Raw genomic sequence first — 14,752 nt, forward strand, 5'->3', positions numbered from 1 at the left:
TTTTGCGTCGATGACCACGAGAATAGATTGTGACCGCTTTTTCTACCCTGAACGTTTTGCCTCCCGCCCAGCTCACTAACCTTAATGAGTTGGGTTATTTAACCATGACGCCTGTACAGGCCGCCGCGCTTCCGGCGATCCTTGCCGGAAAAGACGTTCGCGTGCAGGCGAAAACCGGCAGCGGCAAAACGGCGGCATTTGGCCTCGGGTTGTTACAGCAAATTGATGCGTCGCTGTTTCAGACCCAGGCTTTGGTACTGTGTCCTACGCGTGAGCTGGCGGATCAGGTTGCCGGGGAATTGCGTCGGTTGGCGCGTTTTCTGCCAAATACCAAAATTTTGACCTTATGCGGTGGTCAACCGTTCGGTATGCAGCGTGATTCGCTGCAACATGCACCGCATATTATCGTGGCAACGCCGGGTCGTTTGCTCGATCACCTGCAAAAAGGCACGGTATCGCTGGATGCGTTGAATACGCTGGTGATGGATGAAGCTGACCGCATGTTGGATATGGGATTTAGTGATGCCATTGATGATGTGATCCGTTTTGCTCCTGCTTCTCGTCAGACGCTTTTGTTTTCGGCGACCTGGCCAGACGCAATTGCTGCGATTAGCGGTCGTGTACAACGCGATCCTTTGGCGATTGAAATTGATTCGACAGATGCTTTACCGCCTATTGAACAACAATTTTATGAAACATCCAGCAAGGCTAAAATTCCGTTATTACAACGGTTATTAAGTTTGCATCAACCCTCATCTTGTGTGGTGTTTTGTAATACTAAAAAAGATTGTCAGGCTGTGTGTGACGCGCTGAATGAAGTAGGGCAAAGTGCATTGTCGTTACATGGCGATCTGGAGCAACGTGACCGCGATCAGACCCTGGTACGTTTTGCTAACGGTAGCGCCCGCGTGCTGGTAGCGACCGATGTTGCAGCGCGCGGTCTGGATATCAAATCTCTTGAGCTGGTAGTGAACTTTGAACTGGCGTGGGATCCTGAAGTTCATGTACATCGCATCGGGCGTACAGCGCGTGCAGGAAATAGCGGACTGGCGATCAGTTTCTGTGCCCCGGAAGAAGCACAGCGCGCCAATATCATTTCTGACATGTTGCAGATAAAACTTAACTGGCAAACGCCGCCAGCCAGTAGTTCCATTGTGCCGCTGGAAGCAGAGATGGCGACGTTGTGCATTGATGGCGGGAAAAAAGCCAAAATGCGACCGGGCGATGTGTTAGGTGCGTTGACGGGCGATATCGGCCTTGATGGCGCAGATATTGGCAAAATTGCTGTGCATCCGGCGCATGTCTATGTCGCAGTGCGTCAGAGTGTCGCCCATAAGGCATGGAAGCAGTTACAGGGCGGGAAGATTAAAGGGAAAACGTGCCGGGTGCGATTATTAAAATAACGAAATGTTGAATTGCCGGACGCGACGCTGGTTGCGTCTTATCCGGCCTATGCAAGAGTAGCCCGATAAGTTTGCGCATCGGGCGTTATCCTGGTTATTTCACTTCAACCACATTCAGCCGTAATTCATCCAGCTGATTCTCATCTTCTTCAGGCTGCCAGCCCGCAGGCTGTAGTGGGATCTCTTCGCGATCGAACGCCAGATCACCGCCGTTAACCACTTCGGAACCGTGGGTAATGCCTTTGAAATCGAAAAGACTGGTATCGCACAAATGAGACGGCACCACATTCTGCATCGCGCTGAACATCGTCTCAATTCGCCCCGGATAACGCTTATCCCAGTCACGCAGCATATCGGCAATCACCTGACGTTGCAGGTTAGGCTGTGAACCACACAGGTTGCACGGAATAATCGGGAATGCTTTCGCATCGGCAAAGCGTTGAATATCTTTTTCGCGGCAGTAGGCCAACGGGCGAATAACGATGTGCTTGCCATCATCGCTCATCAGCTTCGGCGGCATACCTTTCATCTTGCCGCCGTAGAACATATTCAGGAACAACGTTTGCAGGATATCGTCACGATGGTGACCCAGCGCGATCTTCGTCGCACCCAGTTCCGTTGCGGTGCGGTAAAGGATACCGCGACGCAGACGAGAGCACAGTGAGCAGGTAGTTTTGCCCTCAGGAATCTTTTCTTTCACGATACCGTAAGTGTTCTCTTCAACAATCTTGTACTCAACGCCCAGTTTTTCGAGATACTCCGGCAGAACATGTTCCGGGAAGCCAGGTTGTTTCTGGTCGAGGTTAACGGCAACCAGCGAAAAACTGATTGGCGCACTTTGCTGCAAATTACGCAGAATCTCCAGCATGGTATAGCTGTCTTTACCCCCGGAGAGGCAAACCATAATGCGATCGCCATCTTCAATCATATTGAAGTCAGCAATGGCTTCGCCTACGTTACGACGCAGACGTTTTTGCAATTTGTTCAGGTTGTATTGTTCTTTCTTACTAATTTCTTGATTTTGCGACATTTAAAAGCGACTCAATTCGTTATATGGCATCAGAAGAGTATGCGTCATGCCGGAATGTCCAGCATAAGAAATCTGATATAAAAACTGTGGCGTGTATGGTACGGATTAGAGGGGAAAATGTCAGCACATTTGCGAAATGAATCAAAAAGCCCGCAGCGACGTGCGGGCGTTAGTTTTTAGCGCACGACCAGCACGGAGCACTCTGCATGACGCACGACGGCGGCGGCGTTAGAGCCGAGCAGGTAGGTGGTGATATCCGGTCGATGGGAGGCAATGATGATCATATGAGCAGGGATCTTTTTCGCCATTTCCAGAATGCGGTCTTTTGGCGAACCTTCTTCAACATGAACATGCACTCTGTCAGTCGGCAGCTTGAATTTTTTAATTATCTCTTCCAGTTGCGATTTAGCTTCCGCTTTCAGGTCATCCATTGCCGGTAATTCTGCGGAATACGCTAAACCCAGAGAGGCATAGTAGGGCAGCGAAGGTATTACCGTCAGGAAATGAACCTCTGCATCATCAATCTTTGCCTCGGCCTCAACGTGGCTAATCACGCGTTGAGTTAATTCTGAATCGGAAATATCGATAGGGACAAGAATCGTTCTGTTCATAAAACCTCCTGTTTTAGTATCCGCATAAAGTGTAACGCCAGATGAGGTCTTTTGTATAATGACGGAGTTCACATTTTTAATTTAGATTAAGCAGGATTTAATAAGTAGAAAAAGCCCGCCAGAGAGGCGGGCAGGCAGGATTAGAACTGATAAACCAGACCTAAAGCGACAATATCATCGGTAGAGATACCGTTGGCAGCGTAGAAGCTGTCATCTTCATCCAACAAGTTAATTTTATAGTCAACATAGGTAGACATATTTTTGTTGAAATAATATGTTGCGCCAACATCGGCGTATTTGACCAGATCTTTATCGTCAACACCGGCCGGGTTATCAGCACCACCAGCAGCGTTCAGGTCACGCCCTTTAGACATCAGGAAAGACACTGCCGGACGCAGACCAAAGTCAAACTGATATTGGGCAGTGACTTCAAAGTTCTGGGTCTTGTTCGCAACGGCGTAATCGCTGTTGCCAAATGGTGTCATATTACGCGTTTCGGAATACATGGTTGCCAGATAAATGTTGTTAGCATCATATTTAATCCCGGCAGTCCAGGCATCGGCTTTATCGCCACCCGCCGCAGTATGGTTAACCTGGTCATTGGTGCGGTCAGAGGAGGTGTATGCCGCGCCCGCACTAAAGCCCATACCTAAATCGTAGGTTGTGGAAAGCCCCCAGCCGTCGCCGTTTTCATGACGAACATCACGTCCGTTGTTGGTGCCTTCCTGACCGTTGTTTGCACCTTCGTTATTACCCTGATACTGCACTGCGAAGTTCAGACCATTAACCAGGTCGAAGAAATCAGTATTACGATATGTCGCTACCCCATTAGCACGACCAGTCATAAAGTTGTCTGCATTGGTGTAGGAGTCACCGCCAAATTCTGGCAGCATATCGGTCCAGCCCTCTACGTCGTACATTACACCGTAATTACGTCCGTAATCGAAAGAACCGTAATTTGCAAATTTCAATCCGGCGAATGCCAGACGAGTCCAGGATTGGTTTTCTGAGGATTCAGTATTGTTTGCCTGAATATTGTATTCCCACTGACCATAGCCAGTGAGTTGATCGTTAATTTGTGTTTCGCCTTTAAATCCAAGACGTGCATAGCTCTGATCGCCATCTTTTGCTGAACTATCAGAAAAATAATGCAGGCCATCAACTTTGCCATAAAGATCTAATTTATTGCCGTCTTTATTATAAATTTCTGCTGCATGTACAGCACCTGCGGCGAGCAGGGCAGGGATTAAGAGTGCCAGTATTTTGCTTTTCATTGAAAAAATCCTTTAGTTATTTTATTTGCCTTTCTCTCCCCGTTTGGGAGGTGAAAACATCCTAAAGGAAAAGTTCCATTAGCCGATAAATGTCATTTGTTACGCCTTAAGTAAAACCTTAATCAAATAATTCCCGGGAAATGATGATTAGTTTGGTGAATGATTTGATGGTTATACATACAAAATAAAAATTATACTTTTAAAAAATGATGCGTTATTCTGCGTGGGTTATATGCCTTTATTGTCACAGATATTATTTGTTGTTGGGTCATTGTTATAGTCATTTATTTCCCAGCAAATAAAAAGACAAGCCCGAACTTTCATTCGGGCTTTTTTTTCGTTCCGGATAATCCTTATCCGACGACGCTACTCGGTGCCACTTTTATCCGTTTTTCCTGCCATTTGCGCGAGGAAGTCATAGCGTTTTTGCAGATCGGCTGCGGCATCTTTCCATAACTGTTCCGCCACTTCTGGCTGTTGTGAATTCAGACGGCGGAAACGTTGCTCATGGAGCAATGTCTCTTCCAGAGCCTCTGATGGCGGACGAGAATCCAGCGCCAGTGGCAGTTTGCCTTCATCGGCACGACGTGGATCAAAGCGATACAGCGGCCAGAAGCCGGTTGCGGTGAGTTGGCGCATCTGGTCGTGGCTCAATGCCAGGTCATAACCATGCTCTTCACACGGACTGTAAGCAATGATCAGCGACGGCCCCGGATAGGCTTCCGCTTCCTGAATCGCTTTTACCGTCTGGTTCAACTGCGCGCCGAGAGAAATCTGCGCCACATAAACATGACCGTACATCATCATACTGACGCCGAGATCTTTACGCGCTTTGCGTTTGCCGTGTTCGCCAAACTTAGTCACCGCGCCAAGCGGCGTTGCTTTAGACGCCTGACCGCCGGTATTGGAGTAGCATTGCGTATCCAGTACCAGAATGTTGACGTTTTCCGTCAGGCTCAATACATGATCCAGACCACCGAAGCCGATATCGTAAGCCCAGCCGTCGCCACCAATCAGCCAGATTGATTTTTCCACCAACGCATCAGCGTCGCGTAGCAGTTCATGAGCTTCACTCACATCTTTGAGATGCTGGCGCAGCGTGGCAACCTGTTCGCGACGAACGTCTGGCGTGGCGTCTGATTTCAACGCTGCCAGTAACTCCGCCGGGATTTTATCGGCAAACTGATCCAGCAGACGCAGCACGCGGACACGATGCTGATCGACCGTCAGGCGGAAGCCCAGGCCAAATTCGGCGTTATCTTCAAACAGTGAATTCGCCCAGGCAGGACCTCGACCGTTGGCATCAGTGGTATACGGTGTGGATGGCAGGTTACCGCCGTAAATTGACGAACAGCCAGTGGCGTTAGCGATTAACATCCGGTCGCCATAGAGCTGAGTAAGCAATTTGATATATGGCGTTTCGCCACAACCGGAACAAGCACCAGAATATTCAAACAGCGGTGTGATTAACTGCGAAGTCCGAATATCAATACGTTCCAGTTTGCTGCGGTCGATTTCTGGTAAGTTCAGGAAGAAATCGTAATTGATTTTCTCTTCTTCCACATGTTCCAGACGCGACATCATATTGATGGCTTTGATCTCTGGATTCTGACGGTCTTTCGCCGGGCAGACTTCAACGCACAGATTACAGCCGGTGCAATCTTCCGGTGCGACCTGCAACACATATTTCTGCCCGCGCATATCGCGCGATTTTACATCCAGCGAATGCAGGCTGGCAGGGGCGTTTTCCATTGCTTCGGGTGGCACCACTTTTGCGCGAATAGCGGAGTGTGGGCAAGCAGCGACGCAGTGGTTACATTGGGTACAGAGTTCCTCTTTCCAGATGGGGATCTCTTCGGCGATATTGCGTTTTTCCCAACGCGTGGTTCCCATTGGCCATGTGCCGTCTGGCGGCAGCGCCGAAACGGGGAGGGCATCGCCAAGTCCGGCGAGCATCGCAGCGGTAACGGTTTTAACGAAATCAGGTGCAGCATCGGAAACCACCGGCGGACGATTTGCACTATGTGGATTGACCGGCTGTAACGGGACTTCTTCCACGGATTCTCGTGCCAGCGCCAGTGCCTGCCAGTTGCGCTCCACCAGATCCTGGCCTTTGCTGCTGTAGCTTTTGGCAATCGCGCCCTGCAATTCAGCCAGGGCGCTGTCGCCAGGCAGAATTTGTGTCAGGTGGAAAAAAGCCATCTGCATTACGGTGTTAATACGAGCCGCCAGTCCACATTCACGCGCGATTTTCGCTGCGTTAATGACATAAAAGCGTGCTTTTTTCTGATTCAGTACCGCCTGCACTTCTTGCGGCAACCGCGACCAGACGTCGTCGGCACTGTACGGCGTGTTAAGCAGGAAAATACCGCCGGGTTTCAGACGTTCTGCCATCTGGTATTTGTCGATAAACTGCAACTGGTGGCAACCAACAAAATCAGCCTGGGGAATCAGATATGCAGAACGAATTGGATGTTCGCTCACGCGCAGGTGAGAAACTGTCAGACCACCGGCTTTTTTGGAGTCGTAAACAAAATAACCCTGTGCATACCACGGCGTGGAGTTACCGATAATCTTGATATTGTTTTTAGTCGCGGAAACGCTGCCATCACTGCCCAGACCATAAAACAGGGCTTCCAGCTTCGCGGAGTTTGGCAGGGTATTTTCTGGCAATGGTAGCGACAGATTGGTTACATCATCGTAAATACCGACGGTAAAACGGGGTTTGGGTTTGGCTGCGTTTAGTTCGGCAAATACTGCCAGCACACAATCCGGGCCAAACTCTTTGGACGATAAGCCATAGCGCCCGCCAATGACGCGTGGCAGTGTTTCACGCTCGCCATTATTAAAGGCTTCCGCCAGCGCGGTCATTACGTCCAGATACAGTGGTTCTGCCTGGGCGCCCGGCTCTTTGGTGCGATCCAGTACCGCGACAGTTCGCACGGAGTCTGGCAATGCTTGCAGTAAGTGTTTGGCGGAGAACGGGCGGTATAGTCGAACTTTCAGCACCCCGACTTTTTCGCCACGGGTAAGTAACTCATCAACCACTTCTTCACAAGTACCGATGGCAGATCCCATCAGGATAATCACCCGTTCTGCTTGTGGATGCCCGTAGTATTCAAAAGGTTGATACTGACGACCCGTAGCGGCGGCGAAATCATTCATCGCCTGTTCAACATGGTCGTAAACTGCGTTGTACCACGGGTTGGTGGCTTCACGTGACTGGAAGTAGGTGTCCGGGTTAGCCGAGGTGCCGCGAATCACCGGATGTTCCGGGTTCAGCGCGCGAGCGCGGTGGGCATCAATTTCTGCCTGCGGCATCAGTTCAAGAATCGTGTCGTCAGCCAGTGGAACGATTTTGTTGATCTCGTGGGACGTGCGGAAACCATCAAAAAAATGAATAAACGGCACACGGCTTTTTAGTGTCGCGATATGCGAAATGAGAGCGAAGTCCTGTGCTTCCTGAACGTTTGCTGCACACAACATGGCGCAACCGGTTTGGCGCACGGCCATCACGTCTGAATGATCGCCAAAAATAGAGAGCGCATGAGTAGCGACGGTACGCGCTGCTACATGCAGTACAAACGGCGTCAGTTCGCCCGCCAGTTTGTACAACGTCGGAATCATCAGCAGTAAACCCTGCGATGATGTAAATGATGTCGAGAGAGCACCCGTTTGCAAAGCGCCGTGCACAGTCGCGATAGCACCAGCTTCTGACTGCATTTCAACCACGCGGGGCGTATCTCCCCACACGTTTTTCAAGCCGTTTCCGGCCCATGCATCGGCCTGTTCCGCCATCGTGGAACTTGGGGTAATAGGGTAGATGGCGATAACTTCACTGGTGCGAAATGCCACCGAAGCTACCGCGCCATTACCATCAATTGTGATCATACGACACCCTTACATTGCGCAAATGAGGGGCACACGAAAAAGCTGCGCGCCCAGTAGTTATCTCTCAATTTTAGCAAATGGCTTTCTGTTGCATTTTCGCTTTTGTGTCCCCCATATCAGCGTAATGAATGTTTTGATCAAACAGTGGACAAAAAAATAGCCATAAAAAAGTAACAATGCGTTGCAACACACATAGTTGTTCTCGACGTAGTCGTCTGTGCTGCCTATTATTTACGGCGGTGTCGTTTGGTTTAAAGATTAGAGGAAGTAAAGATGCGAGCAGTGTTGTGGGTCGGGTGTGCCGCTTTATTGTTATCGGCGTGTAGTAGTGAACCAGTTCAGCAGGCAACTGCGGCGCATGTGGCGCCTGGTTTAAAAGCGTCCATGTCCAGTAGCGGTGAAGCAAATTGCGCGATGATTGGTGGTTCGCTATCCGTTGCCCGTCAACTTGACGGAACGGCTATTGGAATGTGTGCATTACCCAACGGCAAACGCTGTAGCGAACAGTCACTTGCCGCCGGAAGCTGTGGCAGCTATTAATTCATTAAATCTGCCAGTTTATAAGTTAATGTCTGTTTCGCGGTTGCCAGCGTCAACTGGTTGGCGGTCAGATCTACCTGCGCACCTTCTTTCAGCATTTCGCTGATGGTGTGATCGAGTTCGTTAAGCTGTGGGTTGGCACACATCATGCGGGTCATTGCCAGTCCTTTAACTTTCAGTTCACCGCCAGAAAGTTTACCCTCGCCGCTAAAGCGGTTGCACATGTTGCCAGAAATCATCATCTTTTCACCAAAGCTGATTTCTGGCGGGTTTTTATCGCTGGTAACAGGTTGACCGTTGACACTTTCCAGCACAAAGCGGTGATGCTGTAATTGTTCTGGCGTCACAGCAATTTTGTCATTACTTACACATCCCGCCATCAGCAGGCTTAACGCAACAAGCGTGGCTACTTTCTTCATTTTGGTTCTCAACTTAAGGTATAAATCAGGTGCTGACTGCCGAATGCAACGCGACGCGCCTTACCCGTCCTACAAAACATATTTTAAGAATAGTGGATGAAAGATCTTTGGGGATTATCTGAATAAGCTCCCCTGGTTTGCAGGGGAGCTGCAAGATTAAACCAGTTCGTTCGGGCAGGATTCGCCTTTTTCCAGATTGCTTAAGTTTTGCAGCGTGGTCTGGGAAATACTGGTCAGAGCTTCTGCCGTCAGGAATGCCTGGTGTCCGGTAAACAGCACGTTATGGCAGGCAGACAGACGACGGAACACGTCATCCTGGATCACGTCGTTGGATTTATCTTCAAAGAACAGATCGCGTTCGTTTTCATACACGTCCATCCCCAGCGAGCCAATTTTCTGGTTTTTCAGAGCTTCAATTGCCGCCTGGGAATCAATCAATGCGCCACGACTGGTGTTGACGATCATTACGCCGTTTTTCATCTGATCAAACGCCGCCTCATTCAGCAGGTGGTAGTTCTCCGGCGTTAGTGGGCAGTGCAGGGAGATAACGTCTGATTCAGAGAACAGGGTCGGCAGATCGACATACTCCACACCGAGCTCCAGCGCCGCCGCACTTGGGTACGGATCGAACGCAAGCAGACGCATACCAAAACCTTTCAGAATGCGCAGCATCGCCACACCGATCTTACCGGTGCCGATAACGCCCGCTGTTTTGCCATACATGGTAAAGCCAGTCAGACCTTCCAGAGAAAAGTTGGCGTCACGGGTACGCTGATACGCGCGGTGAATACGGCGGTTCAGCGTCATCATCATACCGATAGCGTGTTCAGCGACGGCTTCCGGATCGTAGGCTGGAACACGGACTACTTTCAGCCCAAGTTCTTTTGCCGCATCAAGATCGACGTTATTGAAACCGGCACAGCGCAGGGCGATATATTTAACGCCGTGCTTTTTCAGCTCTTCCAGCACCGGGCGACTGCCGTCATCGTTTACGAAAATACATACCGCTTCGCAGCCATTGGCGGTTTTGGCGGTTTTTTCCGTCAGCAGAAAGTCAAAAAATTCCAGCTCAAAGCCAAAGGACTCGTTAACCTGTTGCAGGTACTTCTTGTCGTACTGTTTTGTGCTATATACGGCGAGTTTCATAAGACTTTCTCCAGTGATGTTGAATCACGCTTAAGCTACTAAAAATATTTTACAAAATATAAAATATAATTGAAAGCTATAGCCATATTGAAAAATCCATTAACAACTATGCTTAGTGTAGGCGCAACCTTCAACTGAACGGTTAAACATGCCACAATACCCGTATTGAATGCTTAATTTTTCGCTAAATCAGGATATTAACTACCCATGTTGGGTAAATATAAAGCTGTTCTCGCGCTGCTATTACTGATTATTCTTGTGCCGTTGACGTTGCTGATGACGCTCGGATTGTGGGTGCCCACGCTGGCGGGCATCTGGCTACCGCTCGGTACACGTATTGCATTAGATGAAAGCCCACGCATTACGCGTAAAGGTTTAATCATTCCCGATCTCCGTTATCTGGTGGGAGATTGTCAGCTTGCGCATATCACCAACGCCAGTCTTTCACATCCCAGCCGCTGGTTATTAAATGTCGGTGCCGTAGAACTTGACTCTAATTGCCTGGCGAAATTGCCACAGGAAGAACCCTCTCCAGCCGCGCCAAAAACCCTCGCGCAGTGGCAAGCCATGTTGCCTAACACCTGGATCAATATTGATAAACTGATCTTTTCTCCCTGGCAGGAATGGCAGGGAAAACTCTCACTCGCGTTAACTTCTGATATCCAGCAACTGCGTTATCAGGGCGAAAAAGTTAAATTTCAAGGCCAGCTTAAAGGGCAACAACTGACAGTCAGCGAGCTGGATGTTGCCGCGTTCGAAAATCAGCCGCCGGTAAAACTGGTGGGAGAATTTACCCTGCCGCTAGTGCCGGATGGGCTTCCTGTAAGTGGTCATGCTACCGCGACGTTGAATTTGCCGCAGGAACCGTCGCTGGTGGATGCTGAACTTGAGTGGCAGGAAAATAGCGGGCAATTGATTGTGATGACACGAGATAACGGCGATCCGTTGCTCGATTTACCGTGGGAAATTACTCGTCAGCAATTGACGGTAAGTGATGGTCGCTGGAGCTGGCCGTATGCAGGTTTTCCCCTTAGTGGACGGCTGGGGGTCAAAGTCGATAACTGGCAGGCCGGGCTTGAGAACGCATTAGTCAGTGGTCGGCTGAGTGTGCTGACCCAGGGAAAAGCGGGTAAGGGCAATGCGGTGCTTAATTTTGGCCCAGGAAAATTAAGCATGGATAACAGTCAGATGCCACTGCAGCTGACCGGTGAAGCGAAACAGGCGGATCTTATTTTATATGCCCGCTTACCGGCACAGCTAAGCGGAAGTCTGGCTGACCCAACGCTGGCCTTTGAGCCTGGCGCGTTATTACGTTCAAAGGGGAGAGTCATCGATTCACTGGACATCGATGAAATCCGCTGGCCTTTAGCGGGGGTAAAAGTCACCCAACGTGGTGTTGACGGTCGCTTGCAGGCTATTTTGCAGGCGCATGAAAATGAACTGGGTGACTTTGTGCTGCATATGGATGGTCAGGCGAACGATTTTCTCCCTGATGCAGGACGCTGGCAGTGGCGTTACTGGGGAAAAGGCAGTTTTACCCCGATGAATGCCACCTGGGATGTTGCAGGAAAAGGTGAGTGGCATGACAGCACGATTACGCTTACCGATCTTTCGACCGGTTTCGACCAGTTGCAATATGGCACGATGACGGTGGAAACGCCGCGCTTAATTCTTGATAAACCCGTTGTCTGGGTACGCGACACTCAGAATCCGTCTTTTAGTGGTGCGCTTTCGCTGGATGCAGGGCAAACGCTTTTCACGGGGGGCAGCGTGTTACCGCCATCAACCTTAAAATTTAGTGTTGAAGGGCGCGAACCAACTTATTTCCTCTTCAAAGGAGATTTACATGCTGGCGAGATTGGTCCGGTACGGGTAAATGGTCGCTGGGACGGTATTCGTCTGCGCGGTAACGCCTGGTGGCCTAAACAATCACTCACTGTATTTCAGCCGCTGGTGCCACCTGACTGGAAGATGAACCTACGCGATGGCGAGCTATATGCTCAGGTAGCCTTTTCCGCTGCGCCTGATCAAGGCTTCCGTGCGGGGGGGCATGGCGTATTAAAAGGTGGCAGTGCCTGGATGCCTGATAACCAGGTCAACGGCGTCGACTTTGTACTACCGTTCCGTTTTGGCGACGGTGCGTGGCACCTGGGGACGCGGCGACCTGTATCATTACGTATTGCTGAAGTGGTTAACCTTGTGACGGCAAAAAATATCACTGCCGATCTTCAGGGACGTTATCCGTGGACCGAAGACGAACCCTTGCTACTGACCAATGTGAGTGTTGATGTTTTAGGCGGTAACGTGCTGATGAAACAATTACGTATGCCGCAGCACGATCCGGCGCTATTGCGCCTGAATAATCTCTCATCCAGTGAACTGGTTAGCGCCGTCAACCCGAAACAATTCGCTATGTCAGGGGCATTTAGTGGTGCCTTGCCATTATGGCTGAATAATGAAAAATGGATTGTAAAAGATGGTTGGCTGGCAAACTCAGGCCCCATGACTTTACGTCTGGATAAAGACACGGCGGATGCAGTAGCAAAAGACAATATGACCGCCGGAACCGCTATCAACTGGTTGCGCTATATGGAAATTAGCCGTTCATCGACAAAAATTAATTTAGATAATCTCGGTGTATTAACCATGCAGGCAACGATCAGCGGTAATAGTCGGGTTGATGGCAAAACAGGCACTGTGAATCTTAATTACAGTCACGAAGAGAATATTTTTACGTTATGGCGCAGTTTACGTTTTGGCGATAATCTCCAGGCGTGGCTGGAACAGAATGCCCGTATCCCGGAAAACGACTGCCCGTCAGGAAAAGAATGTGAGGAAAAACAATGAAAATAGTGATAGCCGCGCTCGCGTCCTCTTTTATGTTGGTTGGTTGCACTCCGCGCATAGAGGTGGCTGCGCCGAAGGAGCCAATCACCATTAATATGAACGTTAAAATTGAGCATGAGATCATCATCAAAGCGGACAAAGATGTTGAAGACCTGCTTAAAACCCGTAGCGATCTTTTTTGAGGTAATGATGAAAAGAACATTACTCGTAATAGTGTGGATTATTGGCCTGATGAGCAGCAGTGCGATGGCATTGACCCTGAATGAAGCCAGAAGTCAGGGGCGAGTCGGTGAAACGCTTAACGGTTACCTGGTGGCGCTGGAAACGGATGCCGAAACACAGGCATTGGTAAGAGATATTAATGAAGCTCGTAATCGTAGTTACCAGCAACTGGCAAAGCAGAATAATGTATCCACAGATGAGATAGCGAAACTGGCAGGGCAAAAACTTGTCGCTCGCGCGAAGCCGGGTGAATATGTACAGGGGATTAATGGTAAATGGCTGCGAAAATAAATTACTATTAGAAACAAAATATCTATATTGGCATTATTTTATAATACTGGGCATTATTAGAGTGTGACTCATTGTTATCAACATTCCTTATATATCCTTTTGTTATGTCTGTAAATAATTACAACTTATCATCAAAATAGATGTAATTTAATAATTTATTTTCTATGTGAATGAATTATTAATGTCTTTTTCTCTCCGGTTTTTAATTATTTATTTAAAATGATTTTCTCGCGGAATATAATTTAACACTGCTTCGTTGTTATTTCTGAACTGCTTTGCCTTAGTATTCGCCGTATGAATAAAATAATTTTTGTTTATTAAATGCTTCGTTGCAAGCATTTAGTTCTTTCTGTCTTTAAGTCTTGTGTAGTTTGTTATGCAAGAACTATTTTTAAGGAGTTATATATGCAAAGGAAAAAATTGTTGTCTGTCTGTGTTGCTATGGCGTTAAGTAGCCAGACATGGGCTGCGGATACCACCACAACCGAGTCAACAGACGAAACACGGAAATCCAGCAAAATATCCTGTCCGGCAAATATTCACACATTAAATAAAGAACAGCTTGAGAATTTACCGGCAGAATGTAGAGATCTTAAAGACAGTACCGTTTTACCCTGGGCTGCCGCTGGTCTGGCGGCGATAGTAACAGGTGTCGCGGTCTATGCCCTACACGATGATAATAATCACCATCACGACGATCAGTCTCCGGTGCCGGATGATGGCGGTAATACGCCAGTACCGCCGGATGATGGTGGAGATACGCCAGTACCGCCGGACGATGGCGGAGATACGCCAGTACCACCGGACGATGGTGGAGATACGCCAGTACCGCCAGATGATGGCGGAGATACGCCAGTACCGCCGGACGATGGCGGAGATACGCCAGTACCGCCAGATGATGGTGGAGATACGCCAGTACCGCCGGACGATGGTGGAGACACACCAGTACCACCGGATGATGGCGGAGACACGCCAGTACCGCCGGACGATGGCGGCGACACGCCAGTACCGCCGGATGATGGTGGAGATACGCCAGTACCACCGGACGATGGTGGAGATACGCCAGTACCGCCAGATG

At 49.2% G+C, this 14,752-nt stretch carries 11 protein-coding genes and 1 pseudogene; 6 read left to right on the forward strand and 6 right to left on the reverse strand.

Features of this window, described 5'->3' with window-relative positions; genetic code table 11:
• Window positions 1–29 precede the first annotated feature (29 nt).
• Complete coding sequence (gene dbpA / locus HEM79_RS08855; protein ID WP_176241035.1) at window positions 30–1,403, forward strand: ATP-dependent RNA helicase DbpA; 1,374 nt, start codon at window positions 30–32, stop codon at window positions 1,401–1,403.
• Between the two features lie 94 nt (window positions 1,404–1,497).
• On the opposite strand, the gene ttcA is transcribed toward dbpA, so the two are convergent.
• The 4 genes from ttcA to nifJ all read right to left on the reverse strand — a co-directional run bounded on the left by ttcA (window position 1,498) and on the right by nifJ (window position 8,209).
• Window positions 1,498–2,433: a tRNA 2-thiocytidine(32) synthetase TtcA gene (gene ttcA / locus HEM79_RS08860; RefSeq protein WP_000081414.1), complete on the reverse strand. Its 936-nt coding sequence runs from the start codon at window positions 2,431–2,433 to the stop codon at window positions 1,498–1,500.
• Window positions 2,434–2,609: 176 nt separating this feature from the next.
• On the reverse strand, window positions 2,610–3,044 hold the full coding sequence (uspF, locus tag HEM79_RS08865) for a universal stress protein UspF (protein ID WP_001082294.1): 435 nt from the start codon (window positions 3,042–3,044) through the stop codon (window positions 2,610–2,612).
• A gap of 140 nt (window positions 3,045–3,184) precedes the next feature.
• Window positions 3,185–4,318 carry a porin OmpN gene (ompN, locus tag HEM79_RS08870; protein WP_000836967.1) on the reverse strand — a complete coding sequence of 378 codons (1,134 nt, stop codon included), beginning with the start codon at window positions 4,316–4,318 and terminating at the stop codon, window positions 3,185–3,187.
• A 366-nt stretch (window positions 4,319–4,684) separates the two neighbouring features.
• Entirely contained in the window at window positions 4,685–8,209 is a 3,525-nt protein-coding gene (gene nifJ, locus HEM79_RS08875) for a pyruvate:ferredoxin (flavodoxin) oxidoreductase (RefSeq protein ID WP_176241036.1), read from the reverse strand.
• Between the two features lie 273 nt (window positions 8,210–8,482).
• On the opposite strand from nifJ, the gene HEM79_RS08880 reads away from it, so the two are divergent.
• Window positions 8,483–8,749: a putative hemolysin gene (locus tag HEM79_RS08880; protein WP_001203005.1), complete on the forward strand. Its 267-nt coding sequence runs from the start codon at window positions 8,483–8,485 to the stop codon at window positions 8,747–8,749.
• Here HEM79_RS08880 and hslJ read toward each other — a convergent pair.
• A complete protein-coding gene (gene hslJ, locus HEM79_RS08885) occupies window positions 8,746–9,168 on the reverse strand; it encodes a heat shock protein HslJ (protein ID WP_010349010.1) in 423 nt (140 codons plus the stop codon). The two genes, HEM79_RS08880 and hslJ, sit on opposite strands and share 4 nt — an antisense overlap.
• Window positions 9,169–9,324: 156 nt before the next feature.
• Complete coding sequence (gene ldhA / locus HEM79_RS08890; protein WP_000762228.1) at window positions 9,325–10,314, reverse strand: D-lactate dehydrogenase; 990 nt, start codon at window positions 10,312–10,314, stop codon at window positions 9,325–9,327.
• Between the two features lie 207 nt (window positions 10,315–10,521).
• Here ldhA and HEM79_RS08895 point away from each other — a divergent pair, with 207 nt between their 5' ends.
• From HEM79_RS08895 to HEM79_RS08910, 4 genes and pseudogenes are all read left to right on the forward strand, one after another.
• Window positions 10,522–13,161: a YdbH family protein gene (locus tag HEM79_RS08895; protein WP_176241037.1), complete on the forward strand. Its 2,640-nt coding sequence runs from the start codon at window positions 10,522–10,524 to the stop codon at window positions 13,159–13,161.
• Window positions 13,158–13,343 (forward strand): YnbE family lipoprotein, encoded by a 186-nt coding sequence (locus HEM79_RS08900; protein ID WP_000706311.1) that lies wholly within the window; start codon window positions 13,158–13,160, stop codon window positions 13,341–13,343. The genes HEM79_RS08895 and HEM79_RS08900 overlap by 4 nt, the downstream gene beginning before the upstream one ends.
• A 7-nt stretch (window positions 13,344–13,350) precedes the next feature.
• Complete coding sequence (locus HEM79_RS08905) at window positions 13,351–13,674, forward strand: YdbL family protein (protein WP_176241038.1); 324 nt, start codon at window positions 13,351–13,353, stop codon at window positions 13,672–13,674.
• A 405-nt stretch (window positions 13,675–14,079) separates the two neighbouring features.
• Window positions 14,080–14,752, forward strand: a pseudogene (locus HEM79_RS08910) (autotransporter domain-containing protein); the annotation flags it as partial.

The organism is Escherichia sp. 93.0816 (assembly GCF_013368855.2).
Lineage (GTDB): Bacteria > Pseudomonadota > Gammaproteobacteria > Enterobacterales > Enterobacteriaceae > Escherichia > Escherichia ruysiae.

Excerpts from the sequence above, each read along its gene's own strand:
- HEM79_RS08900 (WP_000706311.1), top strand. The coding sequence starts at position 13,158 with ATGAAAATAGTGATAGCCGCGCTCGCGTCCTCTTTTATGTTGGTTGGT.
- HEM79_RS08880 (WP_001203005.1), top strand. The coding sequence starts at position 8,483 with ATGCGAGCAGTGTTGTGGGTCGGGTGTGCCGCTTTATTGTTATCGGCG.
- uspF (WP_001082294.1), bottom strand. The coding sequence starts at position 3,044 with ATGAACAGAACGATTCTTGTCCCTATCGATATTTCCGATTCAGAATTA.
- HEM79_RS08905 (WP_176241038.1), top strand. The coding sequence starts at position 13,351 with ATGAAAAGAACATTACTCGTAATAGTGTGGATTATTGGCCTGATGAGC.
- ompN (WP_000836967.1), bottom strand. The coding sequence starts at position 4,318 with ATGAAAAGCAAAATACTGGCACTCTTAATCCCTGCCCTGCTCGCCGCA.
- nifJ (WP_176241036.1), bottom strand. The coding sequence starts at position 8,209 with ATGATCACAATTGATGGTAATGGCGCGGTAGCTTCGGTGGCATTTCGC.
- ldhA (WP_000762228.1), bottom strand. The coding sequence starts at position 10,314 with ATGAAACTCGCCGTATATAGCACAAAACAGTACGACAAGAAGTACCTG.
- HEM79_RS08895 (WP_176241037.1), top strand. The coding sequence starts at position 10,522 with ATGTTGGGTAAATATAAAGCTGTTCTCGCGCTGCTATTACTGATTATT.
- hslJ (WP_010349010.1), bottom strand. The coding sequence starts at position 9,168 with ATGAAGAAAGTAGCCACGCTTGTTGCGTTAAGCCTGCTGATGGCGGGA.
- ttcA (WP_000081414.1), bottom strand. The coding sequence starts at position 2,433 with ATGTCGCAAAATCAAGAAATTAGTAAGAAAGAACAATACAACCTGAAC.